Raw genomic sequence first — 20,040 nt, forward strand, 5'->3', positions numbered from 1 at the left:
TTAGCCAGTGACCTCGGTCAGCGGGATCATCTCATCATCGCTAACCACGCTTGTGCTGTTTTTCTTTTCCCTACGATCCTTGATCCAGTCGTCTACCTGCCCGCTGAATTCAGCGGGGGCTTTGCGTCCCGCCCTCCTGGCGAGATCAAGAATGGTCTGCTGAGCGAGGGCGTCCTCCATGCGTTTTTGCGCTGTCATCATGACAGCATGCACGGAACACGGACCTGCAAGTGCCCACGCGGGTGTGGAGCCTTCGAAGACGGCGCACCGCCCGCGAATCTCGCGGCAATCGAAGATGAGTTTCTGACCGTCGATGGCATTGACGATATCGAGCACGCTGATTTCGTCGGAGGGCCGTGCCAGTTTGAAACCGCCACGCACGCCCTCAGTGGCTACCACCAGTTTTGCCTTGGCCAGTTTGGTGAAAATTTTCGCCAGATAGTCCTGCGGCACGCCTTGCAACTCCGCCAGATCGCGCACGCTCGCCTCACGGGTGTCGCCGCAATTGCCTACCAGAAAAAGCAGGCAATGAATGCCGTACTCAACGCCCGCGCTATAAAGAGACATTTGAATCTCCGACTAATGTTGTCGTAAATGTTAGCAGCAGAATCTTAGCCAGGCAACGAATCCCGCCACCGCTCATCTCCTCTGGCGTTTCCAAGTCGTGTCGAATCGGTGGCGCTATCCGGCGGATCAAAGTTTCCGATAGCAACCATCACAAAAAACAGATTGCGTTATCTAACTGGGATCAATACAGTCGTAGTTGTTCGGTCTGCGCTGGCAAGCACGACCTCTGACGAATTCATTGATCGGCCTTCTTTCGGAGTTAAAAATGAAACAGCACATCCTGGTAATCGGCGCAGGTTTCGGTGGCATGTGGACAGCGTTGAGCGCTACGCGTCTGTTGGACATTCATGGTCACAACGACGTTGAAGTGACTGTTTTGGCTCCGCAGGCTGAGCTGCGTGTGCGTCCGCGCTTCTATGAGCCCAATGCGCACCAGCTGGCTGCACCGATTGGCGAGCTGTTTGACGCTGTCGGCGTGAAGTTCATCAAGGGTGCTGCAGAAACCATCGACGTTGCGCAAAAAAGCGTGGGCTACATTGATTCGTCGGGCGCTCAGCAGGTGCGCAGCTACGACAAACTCGTTCTGGCTACTGGCAGCCGCCTGGCGATTCCGGCCACCGCTGGCGTGGTCGAGCATGCGTTCGACGTTGACCAGATTGAAGAAGCTGTACGCTTGGAGAACCACCTGAAGTCGCTGGCAAACCTGCCGGAAAGCAAAGCCCGTAACACTGTGGTGGTGGCGGGCGGAGGCTTTACCGGTATTGAAACGGCGACCGAAATGACCGCGCGTTTGCGTGCGATCCTGGGTGATAGTGCTGACGTCGAAGTGATCATCGTCGATCGCGGTGAGAAAATTGGCGGGTCGATGGGCGCCGAAATCGCCACGTCGATCGAAGAGGCCAGTGTTGAAACCGGCGTGAAATGGCATTTGAAGGCCTCGGTGCTTTCCGTCGATGCCAACGGTGTCACCTTGAGCGACGGACAGCGTATCGACGCGAAAACCGTGGTCTGGACCACTGGCGTGCGGGCCAGCTCGTTGACCGAACAGATCCCGGCGGAACGCGATCACCTTGGTCGCTTGCACGTGGACAGTCATCTGAAAGTCATCGGTCAGGAGGATATCTACGCCACTGGCGACGTCGCTTACGCCGCTTCCGACGACCTCGGCAACTACGCGTTGATGACCTGTCAGCACGCTATTTCCTTGGGGCGTCACGCTGGCAATAACGTTGCAGCGCACATTCTTGGCGTTGATCCGACACCGTACAGCCAGCCCAAATACGTGACCTGCCTGGACTTGGGCAGCTGGGGCGCGGTGTACACGGAGGGTTGGGATCGCCAGGTCAAACTTGTCAAACAGGAAGGCAAGAACCTGAAGACGCAGATCAACACGGTGTGGATCTACCCGCCGGCCGCGGATCGCGTTGCTGCGCTTGCTGCGGCTGATCCGAAGATTCCGGTCGCGTGAGTCATAGCTGTTAGCGAACCGAAAGGCCCCCCCTGTAGGAGCGAGCTTGCTCGCGAAGGAGTGTCAGCCACCGCAGGGCGTCTGACATACCTTCGCGAGCAAGCTCGCTCCTACAACATCTTGCGCCCGTGAAATAACATGTGTATTTTTTCATGAAATTATAAATAGAAAATTTCATGAGGCCCGCATGTTCCAGCAATCCACCCGGCACGTCGCCAGTTACTACGCTTACACTTGCGCCGATCGTCTGGTGGAGCGTGCGGCTTTGGAGGGTGAGCAGGACACCGAAGTGTTGATCATCGGCGCCGGTTTCAGTGGCTTGCACACGGCGCTGCGACTGGCACTGGCGGGTAAGCGCGTGACCTTGCTGGAAGCCAGCCGGGTGGCTTGGGCGGCGTCTGGGCGCAATGGCGGTCAGGCCATTCTCGGCTGGTCGTGCGACATGCCGCCACTGGAGGCTGCGCTGGGTCACGAACGCGCGCGGCGGTTGTGGGACGGTATGCGCTGGGCTGCACGGGAACTGCGTGCATTGCCTGAACGCCACGGTTTCGATTGCGACTACCGGGCTGGTCACCTCTGGACGTCGGTACTGCCGCGACGGGTGAGTCTGCTGACCGAGTGGCAACACGAGGCCAGCCACAAGTGGGGCCACGACGGTTTGCAATTCATCCCGCGTGAGCAGTTGCCGCAGTGGGTCGCCAGTGAGCGCTATCAGGCCGGGCTGTTTGATCCGGAAGGCGGACACCTGAATCCGCTGAAACTGGCGCTCGGTTTGGCCGCCGCCATCGAGCGCGTCGGCGGGAAAATTCATGAGCAAAGCAAGGCGCTGAACTATCGCGAAGAGGCTGGCCGGTACGTGGTTACCACTGAGCGCGGTCGTGTTCGGGCCGATGTGCTGGTGCTGGCGTGTAACGCTTATCTGGATCAGCTTGATCCGAAGCTGTCGAGCTGCGTGTTGCCGGTCGGTACCTATCAGGTGGCTACCGCGCCACTCCCGGAAAAACAGGCCGCTGCGCTGCTGCCAAGCAATGTCTGTGTCACCGACAATCAATTCGTTCTCGATTATTTCCGACGTACGCCCGATAACCGGTTGCTGTTTGGTGGTGGTTGCACGTACCTGGGTGGCATGCCGAAGGACATCGCCGCAGCGACCCGACCCTTTCTGCAGCGGGTGTTTCCTCAGCTCAAAGGCGTCGAACTGGAGTTCGCCTGGGGCGGGCATATCGATCTCACACTCAAACGTACGCCGGATATCGGTCGCCGCGGCGATCTCTATTGGCTTCAGGGTTACTCCGGCCACGGTGTGCTGCCGACCTTGTCCGGGGCCCGCGCTGTGTCCGACGCGATACTGGGCCAGCCGGATGAGCTGGCGTTGTATCAGGGCCTGGTCAACGGCAGTTTCCCCGGCGGAAAGTACATGGCTGCACCGCTGGAAGCCATCGGCAAGGCCTGGTATCGCTTGCGCGACAGCCTTTGATTCGCACATTTTCCGGAAGTTTTCAGATGGACAGGCAAGAAGAAATCTCGGCGTTGGCGATCCTGATTCAGGACCTGCGCAAACACAAAAAATACACGCTCAAGGAACTGGCGGACAAAATCGGTCGCTCCGTCGGTTTTCTTTCGCAAGTCGAGCGGGGATTGTCACGTCCTACGGTGGCGGACCTGACCGCCATCAGCGAAACCTTCGGCGTGCCGACCACCTATTTCTACAGTTTGCCCAAGCCCATGGCCTTGCCGTGGGTGACTCGGCCGGACGAGCGCCGCACGCTGTATTACGCCGACGGCATCACCGACATTCTGGTCTCGCCGAAAATGCGCGCGTCGTTTTCGATGCTGGAAAGCCAGCTCGAGCCCGGCGCGAGCAGCGGCGACCGGCACATGAATGACAGCTCGGAGCAGGGCGGTTACGTACTCGAAGGGCAACTGACACTTTGGCTGGATGATAATCAACCGGTCACCCTGGGTGCCGGGGACAGCTTTCAGCTCGCCAGCCATACCCATTGCCGCTACGGCAATCTCTCCGATCAGCTCACCCGGGTGCTCTGGGTTTACACCTGATAAAACAACAAGGAACAACATGATGGATGCTGTCTGCTCTGATCTGGTTGCTGAAGTGCACGCGTTTCGTCAGCGCTTCCCGGATGTGCGCTACGTGGACCTGATTTCCCTGGACATTCCCGGGCATTTCTACGGCAAGCGCTATCCGATCGAGATGCTCGAAAAGGTCGCCGCGGGCAGCGCGCTCAAGCTGCCGCAAAATTGTGTGTTGCTGGGCACGCAAGGCGGACTGTTCAAAATCGGCGACTACTGTTTCAACGACGGCGACCCGGATGCGCCGCGCCGTCTGGTGCCGGGCACGCTGAAAATCGTCGATTGGGAAAAGCAGCCATTGGGGCAGATGCTGATCACCTCCAGCGGCACTGAAAAACCGATCGTCTTCGAGCCGCGGGAAGTGTTGGCGCAAGTGCTCGAACGCCTGGGTCGCAAAGGGATTTTCCCGGTGGTGGCCTTCGAGCTGGAGTTCTATCTGTTCGACCGCCAATTGCGCGACGGCTTGCCGCAGTTCGCGCGCGACTCACTGACCGATGATGCGGATGATCAACCCAACATGCACATTGAGCGGCTCTCGCGGTTCTCGCCGGTGCTCGATGAAATGGTCGAGACCGCGCGGGCGCAGGGCATCGACACCACGGTGATCACCGCCGAACTGGGGCCGGGCCAGTTCGAGATCAACTTCGGTCACCTGGATGACGGCTTGCGGGCTGCCGATTGGGCCGCTCTGTTTTGCCGCAGTACACGCGGCATCGCCCTGAAGCACAACTACCGCGCCAGTTTCATGGCCAAACCTTACTTGCAGCATCCCGGCAGCGGCATGCATGTTCATGTGAGTTTGTACGACGAGGCGGGCAACAATCTGCTGGCGTCGAACGACCAACAATCGTTGCGTCATGCGGTGGCCGGTTGCCTAGAACTGCTGCCGCATTGCATGCCGATCTTTGCGCCGAACCACAACGCGATGCGTCGCTTGAGCGGCACCGTGAACGTCGCGACGCGCGCCAGTTGGGGCTTCGAAGATCGGGATGCCTGCCTGCGGGTACCTGAGTCAGACGCTAAAAATCTGCGAATTGAACACCGACTCGCCAGCGCCGACGCCAACCCTTATCTGGTGCTGGCGGCGATTCTGGTGGGGCTGGAACAAGGACTGGAAGCCGGTCGTGAACCGATCGCACCGCTCAATGAAGATCGTGGCAGTGGCATCGAATTCCCCCTGGAGATGTTGGAGGCTGTGCGCTCAATGCAAAGCCATGCGCAGTTAGGAGAGCGACTGGGCGAAGAGTTCGTGAATGTGTATTGCGAAAACAAGCGTCAGGACCATTTGGCATTTCTGCAGGACATCAGTGCCCGTGAATATCGCTGGTACTTGTAGACACCGCCTGTCGTTACTCGACCTTAAAAAAAGTGTGGATATTTAAGGGGTTAGATAATTTATTAACCGGTTGGTGAGTCAAAATATATTGTTACACGGTGAAATATTCCGTAATATCCGTCCCGCGTTCACCACCACGGTTTATGCATTTTTGAATCCCGGGCGTCCATCAGCTGCCCGGGATTTTTTTTGCCTGCTCCAGAGGGAGAAATGAGCGTCTTCCTGTAAACGTTCAAAGCGACCAACAGATTTTTTTTTGAAATCAAGGGGTTGTCAGCCTCTGGAAATCAGTACATAATTCACGCCATCGAAAGCACTGACCGCTGAAAAAGCTCAATGTTTTCAAGGAGTTAGATCTAGAATCTGCTCCAATTTTGTACGCGTTTGATGTTGTGCTACATGACATCAGATGTTTGAGGCCGAGTAGCAAAATGGTTATGCAGTGGATTGCAAATCCACCTACGCCGGTTCGATTCCGACCTCGGCCTCCACTTTAAAACAGCTCCGTAGATCGATGATTTACGGAGCTTTTTTATTTGCGTTGTCCTGCAAGATTTAGTCTTGATATGGGCTTCTGGGACCTTGCTTCACCGGGACGGGATGTATATATTTCGTCCTCTGTTGCACTAGCGTCGGAACTGACAGATCCACATGAGTCAGGCTTCAGATTGCTTACCGCGCTACCGCCCGAATGGCGAAACTGGTAGACGCATGGGACTTAAAATCCCCCGCTCGTAAGGGCGTGCCGGTTCGATTCCGGCTTCGGGCACCATTTATTTCAAGGGCTTGCGTGAGAATTCTCATGCAGGCCCTTTTTGTTGATCATCTACCGCTGACAGAACGCGAGTGCTGTAGTGGCAATTTGGCATTGTTCAAATTTGCGCGTATGGTTGCACCCAATCTTTTACAAGCAATGGACGGCGGTATGACGGCAGTGTCTTCAATCGTTACGAAACAAGAGACTCACTCAGGTTACGAAATCCTTGTTGCTACAGTCGGCCCTATCCAAACAAATCCAGATGAACCGGGCAGTTTGCTAACGCATCACAAGATAAAAATTTCGATCTGGTTTCACGGCAAAGAGATCAGAGAGGCAGGTGAAGCACCTTCGATGCTGTTCGTGTCTCGTGAAGATGCAGTTTCGTTTGGCTTCGAAATCGGCCGAATGATTGTCATGCAGCGTCGTCAGTCAAGTGCTTTCAAGTTGATCGCTCGCACGTGCGAACTCTTCAAACTGTCGCGACTGTTTTTCCGTAATGAAGATTTCAGGTCGCGACATGGTGGCGAAGTGAGTGGACCTCTATAGCGGGCTAGGCTGCGAGGTTGATCAGAAAGGTTGAAGCTGTTTTACGCCCGCTCGTAAGGTCGTGTCGGTCAATTCAAGCAAAGGGCGACCTAAAAACAAGGGTTTGCGGGCGAAAGCCGATGCAAGCCCTTGTTTGTTTCTGGTGCGCTATTTTCGATTGTCGATTTCCCGATTCCCGCGCCGCTCGGTGCCGGAAGGGCTTCCGGTATCAACGAGCCTTCTCTCCACCAAAATATTTTGCAGTGCCTCGCGGGCAGCCGGATCCAACTGATGCTCTCTCTCCTTGAGCTCCAGCAAGATTGGGCTGGACCAGGTGCGGTAAGTTTTTTCCGCCTTATGAATCGGTGTCATTTACTCCTCCTTGATCAGGTGCCCACCCTAAGGTCGGCGCGTTTCCGATGCGTTAGAAACCCTAGTTGAAGAAACGGGTTATCGCCAAGACCTGAACGGCACAGGACGCTATTTGCGGTCCAGCGTCGGACCTCGAGATCACGCCCAGACACCCGATGCGGCAGTGCGTCGAACATAGTCGCTGAAGTCCCGCGCCGGACGCCCCAGAGCACGCTGTACGCCATCGGCCACCGGTGTATTGCGGCCATCGAGTACGGTAGTAAAAAGATAAAGCACCAGATCGATCAATTCGGCGGGTAGCTGTGCCTGTTCCAGCGCCGGGCGATAGGCGTCTGGCGATACCGCAACGAAAGCAATGTCTCGTTTCGTCTCTCGGGCAATTTCTGCGACGGCCTCAGCGAAGGTCAATGCTCGCGGACCCGTCAATTCATACAGTTGGCCTGCGTGTCCCGGTTTGGTCAACGCCTCGACCGCAATCTCGGCGATGTCCTCCACGTCGACAAAGGGCTCGGCGATGTTGCCGACGGGGAGGGCGAGTTCTCGCTGCAGAATCGGTCCGAGAAAGTGCGCCTCGCTGAAGTTCTGGCAAAACCAACTGGCCCGCAGGATGGTCCAGTCGACCCCGCTATTCTGAACGACGCGTTCCGCTTGCTCCGCTTCTACTTCGCCGCGCCCCGACAGCAGCACCAGTTTGCGGACGCCGCTCTTGACCGCCTGGTCTGTGAATGCGTGCACTGTTTCAACGGCGCCAGGTACCGCGAGGTCAGGTTGGAACGAAATGTAGGCCGCGCGGACGCCATCGAGCGCGGCTGCCCACGTGCTGCGGTTCTCCCAGTCGAAGGCCGGTTTTACCCCTCGAGAGCCCAAGCGGACAGGCACGCCGGCTGCTCGCAGTCGCTGAGCGATTCGCCGCCCGGTTTTGCCCGTTGCACCGAGAATCAGGATGGTTTCCTGGGTGGTTTTCATCGCGTTCATCTCCATTGGTGAAATATGAGTGATACTCATGTTTAAAATATGATAGTCCCTCACATTTGTCCGTCAACCGACGGATTCGATGAACCCGACGTACGGGCGGTGCTAAGGTGAGCCTATGTCATGTTATTGATCAGGGAGCGCGTCTGTGCCCAAGAAAATCACCGAAGTAGTCGAACTGCCCGTCTCCGAGCCGGCCCGGCGCATTCCCACACAACAGCGCAGTCGCGAGCGTCAGGAGCGAATCCTTGCGGTGGCGACGCAATTGATTGCGAGTAAGGGCAGTGATCAACTCAAAATGAGTGAAATCGCCGAAAGCTGCGGAATTTCGATTGGGTCGCTTTATCAGTATTTTCCTGACAAGCGCTCGGTCATACAGACCTTGGCGGAACGCTACAACGCCGAAAGCCGCCGCTGCATTGAAGCGGCACTGGCGGCGGTTGTAGACGCGCAGGGGCTGAAGGCAGCTTTTTCAGCGCTGCTCGACGAGTATTACGAGGTCGTACTGGCAACCCCCGCGATGCGCGACATCTGGTCGGGCATGCAGGCAGACAAACAACTCATGGCGCTGGAGCTGCAGGAAAGCCGGATTGCTGGCGGGCTGTTGGCTGACGTGATACTGCGGGTGTACCCAGGCAGTGGCGTGGGGGAGGTTCAGGCATCGGCATTTTTGATCTGGCACTTGGGCGAGGCGACCATGCGCCTGGCCCTCTCATGTGCACCCGAAGAAGGGCGTGGGCTGGTCGAGGCATTCAAGCGGATGTCTTTGCGTGAATTCACCGGGTTGGCGGCTGGGACGAATGGCGTCTCAACCGCCAGACCTGTCAGCTAAACGAAGGGTTGGCCGGTAAAACCGCGAGGCAACCGTTGCAGCCCGTCCATCGCGGTGAGCCGCTCGACCCACGCTGCGCGCCAGTCATTGGCGGTGTGAGTGACTTTGGTTTTGCGTGCGGCGCGGCGTGTAGCGTTACGCTGGTCTTTGCGTGCATCCTTGAATGCATCAGTGTTTCGGCAGCTTCTGCATTTCACACGGGTCAGTTCCGTGGTCGAGGTGAGTTTGCTTCCTTTGTGACCGCAGGCCAGATGCCCGCCAACTTTGAAGTGAGTAACCATCAGACGCCTCCTTGGTGACGTGTAATCGTTGGACCTCCCGCCAGCAATGACGTTCGGCGACCGGGCGATGGGCAAAAAAATGGCCCGCATGCGGGCGGGCCAAGGGGTTCATCAAAAAGGAGTGGTTTCACTGTACGGCGTGAGTTGTGAACGCGGTGTGAAACGGCCAGGCAAAAAAAACCGGCATCAGGCCGGGAGGGTGTAAAGCAGTAGATGATCAGGCAAGGACGCACCCGGTGACGAAAACGTCGCCGTTCATGCGTCCTGAATCAGACCGTGCCTTGGTGTCCGGAGTCCAGATCGAATCATCTGAAGCGAGGCAGCGGCCGGTCGACCGGTTTCAGCGAGGACAGCGTGTTGCGGATCAGTGGTGTGTCCTTCTCGATGTCGTTCAGGCGATCACGAATTCTGAGGGCGGTCGGGTGCCCGCCTTGGTGATCGACCCAGTCGGCGATTTCCTTGCACGCCGCAGCCAAGCGAGCCTGGCGGGAGTCAAGCAGGGTGAGCAGGGTGGTGATGGACTCTTTTTCGGACATGGCAAACACCTCCGTTCAAGAAACCTGGCAAATGGCAACAAAAAGCCCGCGTGGAGCGAGCTTTCTGCCGATGGGGTCGCTGTTCCCTCAGCCAGTTTCAGTATAGACCCGGACTTCAGCCTTGTCGGGCCGTCACATGTGATCGGATATTGAGTTGACGGCACACCTGTCGGGCCTCTTCCTCATGCTCGAAGCCGTCTCCGATAAAGCCGTGGGTTCGGGTATCGGCGATGCGGTACCAGACTTCAGCTTCAGGTGGCTGATGATCGGCATCCCCGGCTCGGCGACCGTGAATGATGATCTTGTTGCAGCGCTTCACAACGAAAATGTCTTCCATGGCGTCACCGAAGCTGATTTCTGTCACATCAACTATAGAAGCCATTCGTGATCGTGCAAAAAATGTTCGGGTCAGTTCGTCGGTTGAGAGGCCTCGATCATCCGTTCAAGGTACATCGCCAGTCCAACTTCTTCGGCCCTGAGGCCTTTGCGGGTTCTCGGACGTGGTAGCTCAGCCAATGCCCCCAGCAGAAAACCGTCGAGTACTGCCGGGTGGATATAACACTTGCGACAGACCGCCGGGGTGTTGCCGAGTTGCCTGGCGACGTTCTTGACCATCTCCACCATATGGCGCTTGGCATCCGACTCCGGTTGCCACTGCAGTTTGCGCAGCACCGCCAACGCCAATGCGCTGCCGGCCCAGGTGCGGTAATCTTTGGCGGTGAAGTCGGCGCCAGTCAGGGTTTGCAGGTAGGTATTCACGTCGGAGGAGCTGACGGTGTGTCGCTCACCGTTTTCATCCAGATACTGAAACAGATTTTGTCCGGGAATTTCCTGGCAGCGTTTGATGATCCGCGCCAGCCGCCGGTCTTTCACAGTGATCTGGTGTTCGACACCGCTCTTGCCGCGGAACTGGAACCGGATCGCACTGCCGTTGACCTCGACGTGACGGTTGCGCAGGGTGGTCAACCCATAGGAGCGATTGTCCCGAGCGTACTGCGTATTGCCGACTCGAATCAGCGTCGCATCCAGCAAGGTAATGACCGTGGCCATGACTTTGTCGCGGCTGAACCCCGGCGCCTCCAATAGCGTTTCAAGCTGTTTGCGCAGCTTTGGCAGGGCGAGCCCGAAGTCCCGCAGTCGCGAGTATTTATCGGCATCGCGCACTTCACGCCAGCGCGAGTGATAACGGTATTGTTTGCGCCCACGGGCATCGCGGCCGGTGGCTTGCAGATGCCCGCGCGGGTCTGCGCAGATCCATACGTCGGTGTAGGCCGGGGGCACGGCGAGGACGTTGATGCGCTTGATTTCGTCCGGATCAGTGATGCGCTGACCCGTGGGTTCGAAGTAGCAAAACTTGCCGCGCAGTTTCTTGCGAGTGATGCCGGGCTGGGTGTCGTCGACGTAATGCAGGTCGGGGGGCAGTACGTTGGGCAATGTGGAATCGGGCATGGCGGTAATCCTTGGCGACGAATCAGGGGCCGTTACAGGCATTGACCGCGCGCCGTTGCAGTGGTGCCAGCGGGTTTACGCCAGCACCGCCACTGCCTTGATTTGCGCCCAGAGTTGCTGGCCGGGGTGCACGTTCAATTGATCCCGGGAGTAGCGGGTGATCCGTGCCAACAGCGGCGTGCCGGCCGCATCCAGCCGGATCAGCACGTGGGCGGCGTTGTCCGCGCCCATTTCACTGACCACCGTCACCGGTAGACGATTGAGGATGCTGCTGTGCTCGACGCTTTGCAGACTCAGGCTGACATCTCGCGCCTGAACCTTGCAGCGAAGTGCCTGGCCGGCGTCCATCGGTGTGTGCGTCACGCGTATGTTCAGTGCGCTCGCCGGTAGTTGCAAAGTCAGTAGCTGATAGTCGGCGTCGTACTTGCTGACGTGACCCTCAATCACCACGCCAGCGTCGTCGCCCAATGCCAACGGCAAATCGAGACGCGCCAAGGTTTCACCGATGGGGCCGCTGGCCAGCGCCTTGCCGTTGCTGAGCAGGACGATGTGGTCGGCCAGTCGCGCCACTTCATCCTGGGAATGAGTGACGTACAACACCGGTATGTCCAGCTCATCGTGTAACCGTTGCAGGTACGGCAGAATTTCGCTTTTGCGTTGCGCATCCAGCGCCGCCAGCGGTTCGTCCATCAGCAACAGTTTCGGGCTGGTGAGCAGGGCGCGGGCGATGCCGATGCGTTGCCGTTCGCCGCCGGAAAGGTTCTGTGGGGGGCGATCCAGCAGATGACCGATACCCAGCAGTTCAGTCGCGTGAGCCATATCGACCCGGCGCTGTTGTTCCGGAATTCGCTTGAGACCGAATTGCAGATTCGCCAACACCGACAGATGCGGAAACAGACTGGCTTCCTGAAAAACATAGCCAATTGCACGTTTGTGCGGCGCTACGAAAATCTTCCTGTCGCTGTCCTGCCAGACTTGATCATTGACCTGGATAAATCCTTGCTCGGCCCGTTCAAGACCGGCGATGCAACGCAGGCAGGTGGTTTTGCCCGAGCCGGAGTGACCATAAAGCGCGGTGACGCCGCGCCCCGGCAGTTGTAAATCCACATCCAGGGCGAACCCCGAGTAAGTCAGTTTCAGGCGCGTATGAATCATCGATCAGCTCCAGCCCGCTTTGGTTTTTCGGCTGGAGTAGAGCGCCAGCAACACGACAAACGAGAACACCAGCATCGCTCCGGCCAGCCAGTGGGCCTGGGCGTATTCCATGGCCTCGACGTGATCGTAGATTTGCACCGAGACCACGCGGGTCTTGTCGGGGATGTTGCCGCCGATCATCAGCACCACACCGAATTCGCCGACGGTATGGGCAAAACCGAGAATCGCCGCCGTGATGAAACCCGGTCGGGCCAGCGGCAGGATCACACTGAAAAAGGTGTCCCAGGGATTGGCGCGCAACGTCGCGGCCACTTCCAGCGGACGGGGGCCGATGGCAGAAAAAGCGTTCTGCAGTGGCTGGACCACGAACGGCATCGAGTAGAGCACTGAACCGATCACCAACCCTGCAAAACTGAATGTCAGGGTGCCGAACCCCAATGACTGGGTGACTTGGCCGACATAGCCGTTAGGGCCTAGCGCCAGCAGCAGATAAAAACCAATCACCGTGGGCGGCAACACCAAGGGCAGGGCGACGATCGCCCCGACCGGGCCACGCAGCCAGGACTGGGTGCGCGACAGCCATAACGCAATCGGCGTGCCGATGATCAGCAGGATGACGGTCGTCAGCGATGCGAGCTTCAGGGTCAGCCAGATCGCGGAAAAGTCGGCACTCGATAGGGGCATTTAGAGTTGGTAACCGTAGGACTTGATGACAGCAGCGGCTTTCGGCCCCTTGAGGTAGTCAACCAGTGCCTTGGCGGCCAGGTTGTCTTTGCCTTTGGTGAGGATCACCGCATCTTGTTTGATCGGGTCATGCATGTCTGCCGGCACGGTCCACGCCGAACCGCGGGTGACTTTGCCGTCTTTGTAGATCTGCGACAAGGCGACGAAGCCCAGTTCTGCGTTGCCGGTGGAAACGAACTGGTAAGCCTGGGTGATGTTCTGGCCTTCAACGAGCTTGTCTTTGACTTTTTCGGTCAGGCCCAGCCTCGCCAGTACCTGGGTGGCGGCGAGGCCATACGGCGCGGCCTTCGGGTTAGCGATCGAAAGATGCTGATACTGATTGTCGCTCAGCACTTCGCCTTTGGCATCGACATACCCTTCCTTGGCCGACCATAGCGCGAGGGTGCCGACGGCGTAGGTGAAGCGCGAGCCTTTGACTGTGTCGCCTTCGGTTTCGAGTTTTTGTGGGGTGGTGTCATCCGCCGAGAGGAACACTTCGAACGGCGCGCCATTCTTGATCTGGGTGTAGAACTGGCCCGTTGCACCAAAGGAGGTGACCAGTTTGTGCCCGGTGTCTTTCTCGAAATCGGCGGCGATGGCCTGAATCGGCGCGGTGAAGTTGGCCGCGACCGCGACCTGGACTTCATCGGCCTTGGCGGCGCCGATGGCCAAGACCGCGAGCAGGCTGGCCAGGCAGGTTGGGGCAAAACGTGAGGCACGAATGGTCATGAAACGGCTCCGTGACAGGCAAAGGAAAGCGTGGGGAATGACAACGCTGTATAGCTGAATATATAGCGAATCGCCTGCTAACGGAATGTGTTGAAACTGTATTGCATTCTGGCGAAGAAACCTCTGTGGCGAGGGAGCTGGTCTGTGGCGAGGGGATTTATCCCCGTTCGGCTGCGTAGCAGACGCCAAGCTGCTGAAGGCCGGGCGAAAATGCGGGGCCGCTACACGGCCCAACGGGGATAAATCCCCTCACCACAGGTGTTGTGTCTATCGGTGCAACAGTTTCGCCAGTCCCTCTTCGGCCAAACGCCGAGTCAGCTCAGCGGTCGTCATCTCAACCCCCAACGTAAACGCCTGCCCGGCCCAAAGATTGCTGAAATCCGCTTCCCCTTTCGCCCGCAACGGCATCAACGCGCCGCCGGCCAGAGGAAAGGCCGGTGCCTTGTCGCTCATCGGCCCCAGTTCACGCATCACCCGATTCAGAATGCCTCTCGCTGGGCGGCCGGTGAAAATATTGGTGACGGCAGTCTCGCTTTCCTTGGCCGTGCGCAATGCCTTGTGATGGGAGGCGCTGACTTTGGCTTCCAGCGTGAACAAATACGCGGTACCCACTTGCACCGCCGAAGCGCCCAACAGAAACGCCGCCGCCACACCTCGCGCATCGGCAATCCCGCCGGCAGCAATCACCGGTACTTTCACCGCGTCGACGATCTGCGGCAGCAGCGCGAAGAGACCCACCTGGCTGCTGAGATCGTCGCTGAGAAACATGCCCCGATGGCCTCCGGCTTCGTAACCCATGGCGATGATGGCGTCGCAACCGTGTAGCTCAAGCCAGATCGCTTCTTCGACGGTCGTTGCTGAAGACAGCACTTTCGCGCCGGTGGCCTTGACGCGATCCAGCAGGGATTTTTCCGGCAGGCCAAAGTGAAAGCTCACCACTTCGGGACGAATTTCTTCGATCACTTCGCACGTCGCGGTATCGAACGGCGCGCGATTGGACACTGGCGTCGGCGCCTCGAAGTCCACGCCCAATTCCCGGTAGTAGGGTTCCAGCAGGTTCTTCCAGTCCCGAGCTCGTTGCTCATCGGCCGCCGGCGGTTGATGGCAGAAGAAGTTGACGTTGAACGGGCGCTGACTGTGTTGGCGGATCGTCTTCAGTTCCTCGCGCAACTGCTCGGTGCTCAACAGGGCCGCGGGCATCGAACCCAGGCCACCGGCGTTGCTCGCCGCGATCACCATGGCCGTACCGGTGGCGCCGGCCATCGGGGCCTGGATGATGGGCAGTTCGATACCAAGCAGATCAAGAATTCGGGTGTCTGGCCATTGGCTCATTTGCAAGGTTCTCCGGCGTCAAAACAGGGCAGGGACGGTCGAGCGGGATTTGTACCAGCAATGATGGGCATAAGACCAATCGAGTTTTTGAATAGGGGTGCGCGATCCTCGGTGTCTTTCAGGACCGTCCGATGCAGGAGCTGCCGCAGGCTGCGATCTTTTAATCTATTGGCCTTCACGTTCCAGCAACTGCCGCTTGCGCTCCACCCCCCAACGATAGCCCGACAGGTTGCCATCACTGCGCACCACGCGGTGGCATGGGATCGCCACCGCCAGACTGTTCGCGCCGCAGGCTTGTGCCACGGCGCGAACGGCTTTCGGCGCGCCGATGCGCTGGGCGATATCAGCGTAACTGGCGGTGCTGCCCGCTGGAATCTCCCATAACGCCCGCCAGACACGCTCCTGAAACGCCGTGCCTCGAACGTCCAGTGGTAAATCCAGGCCGATGGCCGGAGCTTCAATAAAGCCGACGACCCTGGCGATCAGTTGCTCGAATTCATCATCGGCGCCAATCAGGTTGGCGCGTCGAAATTTGTCTTGCAGATCACACACCAGTTGGTGGGGATCATCGCCGAGCAGAATCGCGCAAACACCGCGTTCACTTTGCGCCACCAGAATCGCCCCCAATGAACACTGGCCGACGGCAAAACGTATGTCGTTGTTTTGACCTTCGGCGCGGTAATCACCGGGTTTCATACCCAGCAACTGGTCCGCTGCCTCATAGAAGCGACTGTTGGAGTTGAAGCCGGCGTTATACAGAGCGTCGGTCACCGAACCTCCATCGGTCAATCGCGCCCGAACCTTGCGTGAGCGATGGGCCGTGGCGTAGCCCTTAGGTGTCAGTCCAGTGACGGTTTTAAACACCCGATGGAAATGAAAGCTGCTGAGGCCTGCGGCATCGGCCAATTCGCTCAACGCGGGCAGATGCTCGGCCGTCTCGATTTGACGACAGGCAGCGGCGACGGTCGCGGCATGTTGCGTGGCGACGTCACTTTGATCCTTTGCTGCTCGTTTGCTCGGGCGGTAACCCGCGGCCTGGGCTTGCTCGGCCGTGTCAAAGAATTCGACGTTCTGCGGCTTCGGCAAACGCGCCAGACTGCTGGGGCGGCAGTAGATGCCGGTAGTTTTCACCGCATAAACAAACTGCCCGTCAGCGCGAGGATCGCGAGCGACGACGGCGGCCCAGCGTGGATCATTCTCGGTGGCGATTTTTATTGATTGGCTTGTCATGGCTTCATGTCCGTTGACCTGTTTGATTCAGAGTAACCAGCCGGCAGGGTCGCGGCACTCCGGGTCTTGCGGTCAAATTCGCGGGCTCATTGTGCAGCACGAAACGTGAAATTGATCCGTTGCTCGCCCATGCGTGGATGCTGACCCTCCTTGATCGGCAAGACCCCGTGATAACGCAGGCGATCGACGCCGCCCCAAACCACGATATCGCTATGGAACACTGGCACACGCTGGCTTTTGTCGCTGCGTTCAAAACCGCCAAACAGGAACATCGCGGGTAAGCCCAGCGACACAGAAACGATCGGCGCTGCGTAGGACGCTTCGTCCTTGTCCTGGTGCAATGACATCTTCGCGCCCGGGATATAGCGATTGATCAGGCAGGAATCGGGTGCGAAATCGGCAAAACCGGCTTCCAGCGCCGCCGCTTGTGCAAGCTCAAAAAATACCGGCGGCATTTCCGGCCAGGGGGCATGGGTCCGCGGATCAAGGCGGGAATAGCGATAACCGCTGCGGTCGGTGGTCCAGCCCCAGGTGCCGCAACTGCTCATGGCCGCTGACATGGTAAAACCCCCGGGCGTGACCATCTGCCGAAACGGCGCGGCTGCCAGAACCACTTCGAGCGCCGGCAACAACTGTTCCAGCCAAGGCAGGGCAAAGCCTCTCAAGACGTAGGACTGTTCACCAATTTGCTCGCGCCGAGGTGGCTGTTCAGGCTCCACGTCGGCAAACAGATCGAAAGTGGTCGGTTTCATAAAGTCATGACGCGTCGTGAAAGATGATTCCAAGGGTATGCCGTTTTCCGCTGTGCAGGCGACTCACGCCGTGGCGCAACGTGACTCGGTAATAGCCACGAACGCCTTTGACCGGTCGCTGGTTGACGGCAAAGATCACCGCGTCACCCTTTTTCAAACCAATGACCTGGGGGCGCGACTGCATCCGTGGGCGTTGCTCGGTCAGGACAAATTCCCCGCCGGTGAAATCTTCGTCCGGCGCTGACAGCAGAATCGCTATTTGCAGTGGGAAAACGTGTTCGCCGTACAGATCCTGATGAAGGCAGTTGTAGTCCTGCGGTCCGTATTGCAGCAACAGTGGCGTTGGACGCAGCTGACCGGCGGCATGACACCGCTCAAGGAACGCCCCATGCGTATCAGGGAAACGGATCGGCAGGTCCATTTGCTCGTACCAGCGATTGGCGATCGGTACCAGTCGAGGGTAGAGAGCCTCGCGCAATTTGGCGACGATCTCTGGCAGCGGATAGCAGAAGTATTTGTACTCGCCCCGGCCAAAGCCGTGACGAGCCATCATCACTTGTGAGCGAAACGGCTCATGTTTCGAATAGAGGGCGCTGACGCTCTCACACTGCTCGGCACTCAACAATGACCCGATGATGGCGCAGCCATCCTGATCAAGCTGGCATTGCACGGTGTCCCAGTCGAGTGCATCGAGCGTACGCTCGTTAAACATGTTCTGACTCCTGAACCAAAGGTTGAGGTGGCCAGTCTAGGGAGCGCTGCCTTCGTGAACACTCCGGCGCTTGCGGTCGAATTCAATGGACGGAGTGGACATCCACATTGTCGCTCCCAATCCCGTTACAGCGCTTTGCTGACGCTGATATCGCTGATGACGTCTTCGCCTTGGCCATGAATGGCGTCCAGCGCGGCTTTGGCTTCTGCTTCGGTGCCGTTTTCAAGCTGGGCGAATTCGAAGCGGCGCTCGCCGTTGAGTTTGTATTTGATGACGTATTTGGTCGTTTGGGCCACGGTCATATCTGCCTGTGTTCGCGTTGGGTGTCGCTCAGCTCAGTTTCGTGGTGGAGCGGCGGATGATCTTGATCGAGTGAGTCAGGGTCGGCTTGCGGGTCACGCTGATCGGCCGACGGTTGACGGTGTCGATGGTGATGTTCCAGAAACCGGTGCTCGGTGCAGTAATACGGGCCGGGAAGGTGTCGAACGCACCGCCATGGTAAGTGTGACGGCCGCCATTCTTGAAGCTGCGGAAATTGGCGTCGTTCATCAAGCGGATGTTGCACATTTGGGAGCACTGGATGACGACGATGTCGTCTTCATTGAGGTGCTCGCGCTGGTGGATAAATTTCATGAGGCGCCTCCAGAAGGGCTTTTTCTACAAAATCAAAACGATAGCATGGGCGATTGGCGCAGTTTATCAGCCCGAACAGGTTATTATCCGGTCGTCGGGGTCCGCTTTGACAATTAAAAACAGTTATTCGGAATTCTATGAGTGATAAACGCAGTGAGCCTCGGAGAAAACCGGCATTTGTGCTGTCGGAGGGTCTTTATCGGAGGTTTTGTATGAAGTGGGGTGCCTGGATCTTGCCGTTTGCGTTGGCGATAAGTGGTTGTGCGAGTGTCTCGGAAATAAACGAGTCGCTGCCCACCATGAGCGTGATTTCCGGCAAGAAACCCATCGAGTACGCGCAATGCCTGACCGAGAAACTAGCCAGCAGCCGCGGTGCCTTGCAAATCGAGCCACAGGAGAAGGAGGGTGTACGGGTCATCGTGCCACAGAAGCTCTCGTCGGGACCCGCGGCCGTATTCGATATTGAAGAGCGCTCCGGCGGCAGCAGCATCAAGCTGCATGAACGTATTTCCAATGTGCCATTGCGCCCGATGGATGTGCGCAATGCCGCCACTGCGTGCATTTCCGGCTGATAGAATAGCGACAGTCAGCATCGATGCCGTCAAAGCAACGCTTTGGCGGCATTGTCATTTCTGGAGTCGAGCATGAAGCGAGAGCAGGTACGGGAGCAGCATGCAGAGGGTCACATCTCTGCCACCCATGTGATTCAGAATCCGGCTGACCCGGAGGAATGGATTGTGTTTTTCAAGAAAAGCGCCGGGCGCAGTTATTTTCTTGTGGATGACAACGATGAAGTCGAATCCTTCGGCCGCCTCGACGATCTGATCGAGACCGTGCGCGGTCTCGGGATCAAATTCGCTGAAATTCACATGTAGGGCAGGAGTGCGTTACTTGCAGACCACCACGACGCTGCGGTTTTTGTAATTGCCCACGTCGACGCCCAGGGTCTTGTCACTTTCCTTGGTTGAAGGTGTGCCGTCGGTGCCAACGATTCGATAGCCGGTGCCGGCGCACGAAGCATCGGCTTTTTCATAGCAGGTCGCCCAGGAATTGGCTTCCCCGGAGCAGTCGATGGCCAGGCCTTGCTCCCCGTTGTTCAGGTAGGTGGTTTCCGAGGTTGCACAGCCGCTCAGGGCCAATACCGCAATTAGTGGCAGAAATTTAGTCATGTTGTGGTCGTCGTCAGGATAATAGGGCTAAGCCTGTGACAGCGCCGGAATAAAAAGGTTATAGCGAAAGGCCACTTCGTTGCAGGCAATCGCAAAAAAACCCTGCGCGAGGCAGGGCTTGGTCATGCAAATCGGGTTGGAATCAGGTCTTGTCTTTGCCGCGACGCTTGACGGTCGGGTGTTCGAGCTCCAACACGGATGCCACTTCAATCGCCAACGCTTCGGTCGGGAATGGCCCGGCGATATTCTCGCCGCTGACGCTGTCTACCCACCACTGGCCGTCTTTCGCCTGATTGATCAGGAACCCGTTGACACTTTTTGCTACCGACATCTATCTGCCTCGTTGGCTGGTTCAATTGCGCAATGATAGCGCCAATTGCACTTGGCGGGTGCTGATGGGCGTATGGTGGTGCGAA

Annotated in this window: 26 protein-coding genes and 2 tRNA genes; 10 read left to right on the forward strand and 18 right to left on the reverse strand. The window is 57.9% G+C overall.

The window, feature by feature from the left end:
• Positions 1-567, reverse strand: a complete 567-nt coding sequence (locus ACYZT9_RS11980; RefSeq protein WP_462009961.1) for an RrF2 family transcriptional regulator — start codon at positions 565-567, stop codon at positions 1-3.
• A 265-nt stretch (positions 568-832) separates the two neighbouring features.
• On the opposite strand from ACYZT9_RS11980, the gene ACYZT9_RS11985 reads away from it, so the two are divergent.
• The 7 genes from ACYZT9_RS11985 (at position 833) to ACYZT9_RS12015 (ending at position 6,768) form a co-directional block, all read left to right on the forward strand.
• Positions 833-2,035 (forward strand): NAD(P)/FAD-dependent oxidoreductase, encoded by a 1,203-nt coding sequence (locus ACYZT9_RS11985; protein WP_462009962.1) that lies wholly within the window; start codon positions 833-835, stop codon positions 2,033-2,035.
• A 187-nt stretch (positions 2,036-2,222) separates the two neighbouring features.
• A complete protein-coding gene (locus ACYZT9_RS11990; protein WP_462009963.1) occupies positions 2,223-3,512 on the forward strand; it encodes an NAD(P)/FAD-dependent oxidoreductase in 1,290 nt (429 codons plus the stop codon).
• 26 nt (positions 3,513-3,538) lie between these two features.
• Positions 3,539-4,093 (forward strand): helix-turn-helix domain-containing protein, encoded by a 555-nt coding sequence (locus ACYZT9_RS11995; RefSeq protein WP_462009964.1) that lies wholly within the window; start codon positions 3,539-3,541, stop codon positions 4,091-4,093.
• A gap of 22 nt (positions 4,094-4,115) precedes the next feature.
• Positions 4,116-5,462 (forward strand): glutamine synthetase family protein, encoded by a 1,347-nt coding sequence (locus ACYZT9_RS12000; RefSeq protein WP_462009965.1) that lies wholly within the window; start codon positions 4,116-4,118, stop codon positions 5,460-5,462.
• Between the two features lie 417 nt (positions 5,463-5,879).
• A tRNA-Cys gene (locus tag ACYZT9_RS12005) sits at positions 5,880-5,953 on the forward strand.
• Between the two features lie 194 nt (positions 5,954-6,147).
• Positions 6,148-6,234, forward strand: a tRNA-Leu gene (locus tag ACYZT9_RS12010).
• Positions 6,235-6,264: 30 nt separating this feature from the next.
• Positions 6,265-6,768, forward strand: coding sequence for a hypothetical protein (locus ACYZT9_RS12015; RefSeq protein WP_462009966.1), 504 nt, complete (start codon positions 6,265-6,267; stop codon positions 6,766-6,768).
• Between the two features lie 147 nt (positions 6,769-6,915).
• Here ACYZT9_RS12015 and ACYZT9_RS12020 read toward each other — a convergent pair whose 3' ends face one another.
• The gene (locus tag ACYZT9_RS12020) at positions 6,916-7,119 is read right to left on the reverse strand and encodes a hypothetical protein (RefSeq protein ID WP_462009967.1); all 204 of its coding nucleotides are present in this window, start codon (positions 7,117-7,119) and stop codon (positions 6,916-6,918) included.
• Positions 7,120-7,257: 138 nt separating this feature from the next.
• A complete protein-coding gene (locus ACYZT9_RS12025; protein ID WP_462009968.1) occupies positions 7,258-8,085 on the reverse strand; it encodes an NAD(P)H-binding protein in 828 nt (275 codons plus the stop codon).
• A 154-nt stretch (positions 8,086-8,239) separates the two neighbouring features.
• Here ACYZT9_RS12025 and ACYZT9_RS12030 point away from each other — a divergent pair, with 154 nt between their 5' ends.
• Complete coding sequence (locus tag ACYZT9_RS12030) at positions 8,240-8,923, forward strand: TetR/AcrR family transcriptional regulator (protein ID WP_462009969.1); 684 nt, start codon at positions 8,240-8,242, stop codon at positions 8,921-8,923.
• On the opposite strand, the gene ACYZT9_RS12035 is transcribed toward ACYZT9_RS12030, so the two are convergent.
• The 13 genes from ACYZT9_RS12035 to ACYZT9_RS12095 form a co-directional block, all read right to left on the reverse strand.
• Positions 8,920-9,204: a hypothetical protein gene (locus tag ACYZT9_RS12035; protein ID WP_462009970.1), complete on the reverse strand. Its 285-nt coding sequence runs from the start codon at positions 9,202-9,204 to the stop codon at positions 8,920-8,922. The two genes, ACYZT9_RS12030 and ACYZT9_RS12035, sit on opposite strands and share 4 nt — an antisense overlap.
• Before the next feature lie 305 nt (positions 9,205-9,509).
• Entirely contained in the window at positions 9,510-9,740 is a 231-nt protein-coding gene (locus tag ACYZT9_RS12040; RefSeq protein ID WP_140671772.1) for a hypothetical protein, read from the reverse strand.
• 115 nt (positions 9,741-9,855) lie between these two features.
• A complete protein-coding gene (locus ACYZT9_RS12045) occupies positions 9,856-10,077 on the reverse strand; it encodes a hypothetical protein (RefSeq protein ID WP_462010210.1) in 222 nt (73 codons plus the stop codon).
• 71 nt (positions 10,078-10,148) lie between these two features.
• Complete coding sequence (locus ACYZT9_RS12050; RefSeq protein WP_462009971.1) at positions 10,149-11,189, reverse strand: DNA topoisomerase IB; 1,041 nt, start codon at positions 11,187-11,189, stop codon at positions 10,149-10,151.
• Positions 11,190-11,264: 75 nt separating this feature from the next.
• Positions 11,265-12,344, reverse strand: a complete 1,080-nt coding sequence (modC, locus tag ACYZT9_RS12055; RefSeq protein WP_462009972.1) for a molybdenum ABC transporter ATP-binding protein — start codon at positions 12,342-12,344, stop codon at positions 11,265-11,267.
• A 3-nt stretch (positions 12,345-12,347) separates the two neighbouring features.
• Entirely contained in the window at positions 12,348-13,028 is a 681-nt protein-coding gene (modB, locus tag ACYZT9_RS12060) for a molybdate ABC transporter permease subunit (RefSeq protein ID WP_462009973.1), read from the reverse strand.
• The gene (gene modA / locus ACYZT9_RS12065) at positions 13,029-13,796 is read right to left on the reverse strand and encodes a molybdate ABC transporter substrate-binding protein (RefSeq protein WP_462009974.1); all 768 of its coding nucleotides are present in this window, start codon (positions 13,794-13,796) and stop codon (positions 13,029-13,031) included. It lies immediately after the preceding gene.
• 267 nt (positions 13,797-14,063) lie between these two features.
• A complete protein-coding gene (locus tag ACYZT9_RS12070; RefSeq protein ID WP_462009975.1) occupies positions 14,064-15,128 on the reverse strand; it encodes an NAD(P)H-dependent flavin oxidoreductase in 1,065 nt (354 codons plus the stop codon).
• Between the two features lie 165 nt (positions 15,129-15,293).
• Positions 15,294-16,358, reverse strand: a complete 1,065-nt coding sequence (gene ada, locus ACYZT9_RS12075) for a bifunctional DNA-binding transcriptional regulator/O6-methylguanine-DNA methyltransferase Ada (protein ID WP_462009976.1) — start codon at positions 16,356-16,358, stop codon at positions 15,294-15,296.
• An 86-nt stretch (positions 16,359-16,444) separates the two neighbouring features.
• Positions 16,445-17,110 (reverse strand): DNA oxidative demethylase AlkB, encoded by a 666-nt coding sequence (alkB, locus tag ACYZT9_RS12080; protein WP_462009977.1) that lies wholly within the window; start codon positions 17,108-17,110, stop codon positions 16,445-16,447.
• A 4-nt stretch (positions 17,111-17,114) separates the two neighbouring features.
• Positions 17,115-17,822 (reverse strand): 2OG-Fe(II) oxygenase, encoded by a 708-nt coding sequence (locus ACYZT9_RS12085; protein WP_462009978.1) that lies wholly within the window; start codon positions 17,820-17,822, stop codon positions 17,115-17,117.
• Between the two features lie 125 nt (positions 17,823-17,947).
• Positions 17,948-18,124: a hypothetical protein gene (locus ACYZT9_RS12090; RefSeq protein ID WP_462009979.1), complete on the reverse strand. Its 177-nt coding sequence runs from the start codon at positions 18,122-18,124 to the stop codon at positions 17,948-17,950.
• A 28-nt stretch (positions 18,125-18,152) separates the two neighbouring features.
• On the reverse strand, positions 18,153-18,455 hold the full coding sequence (locus ACYZT9_RS12095; protein WP_028620033.1) for a DUF1883 domain-containing protein: 303 nt from the start codon (positions 18,453-18,455) through the stop codon (positions 18,153-18,155).
• A gap of 212 nt (positions 18,456-18,667) precedes the next feature.
• Here ACYZT9_RS12095 and ACYZT9_RS12100 point away from each other — a divergent pair, with 212 nt between their 5' ends.
• Together ACYZT9_RS12100 and ACYZT9_RS12105 are read left to right on the forward strand one after the other, a co-directional pair.
• Positions 18,668-19,027 (forward strand): hypothetical protein, encoded by a 360-nt coding sequence (locus ACYZT9_RS12100; protein ID WP_462009980.1) that lies wholly within the window; start codon positions 18,668-18,670, stop codon positions 19,025-19,027.
• Between the two features lie 72 nt (positions 19,028-19,099).
• Complete coding sequence (locus ACYZT9_RS12105) at positions 19,100-19,330, forward strand: hypothetical protein (RefSeq protein ID WP_462009981.1); 231 nt, start codon at positions 19,100-19,102, stop codon at positions 19,328-19,330.
• Between the two features lie 12 nt (positions 19,331-19,342).
• Here the strand turns inward: ACYZT9_RS12105 and ACYZT9_RS12110 are convergent, their stop codons facing one another.
• Both ACYZT9_RS12110 and ACYZT9_RS12115 read right to left on the reverse strand, forming a co-directional pair.
• Entirely contained in the window at positions 19,343-19,624 is a 282-nt protein-coding gene (locus ACYZT9_RS12110) for a hypothetical protein (RefSeq protein ID WP_462009982.1), read from the reverse strand.
• Between the two features lie 142 nt (positions 19,625-19,766).
• Entirely contained in the window at positions 19,767-19,955 is a 189-nt protein-coding gene (locus ACYZT9_RS12115) for a hypothetical protein (RefSeq protein WP_462009983.1), read from the reverse strand.
• Positions 19,956-20,040: the final 85 nt, after the last annotated feature.

The organism is Pseudomonas sp. ZT5P21 (assembly GCF_054897785.1).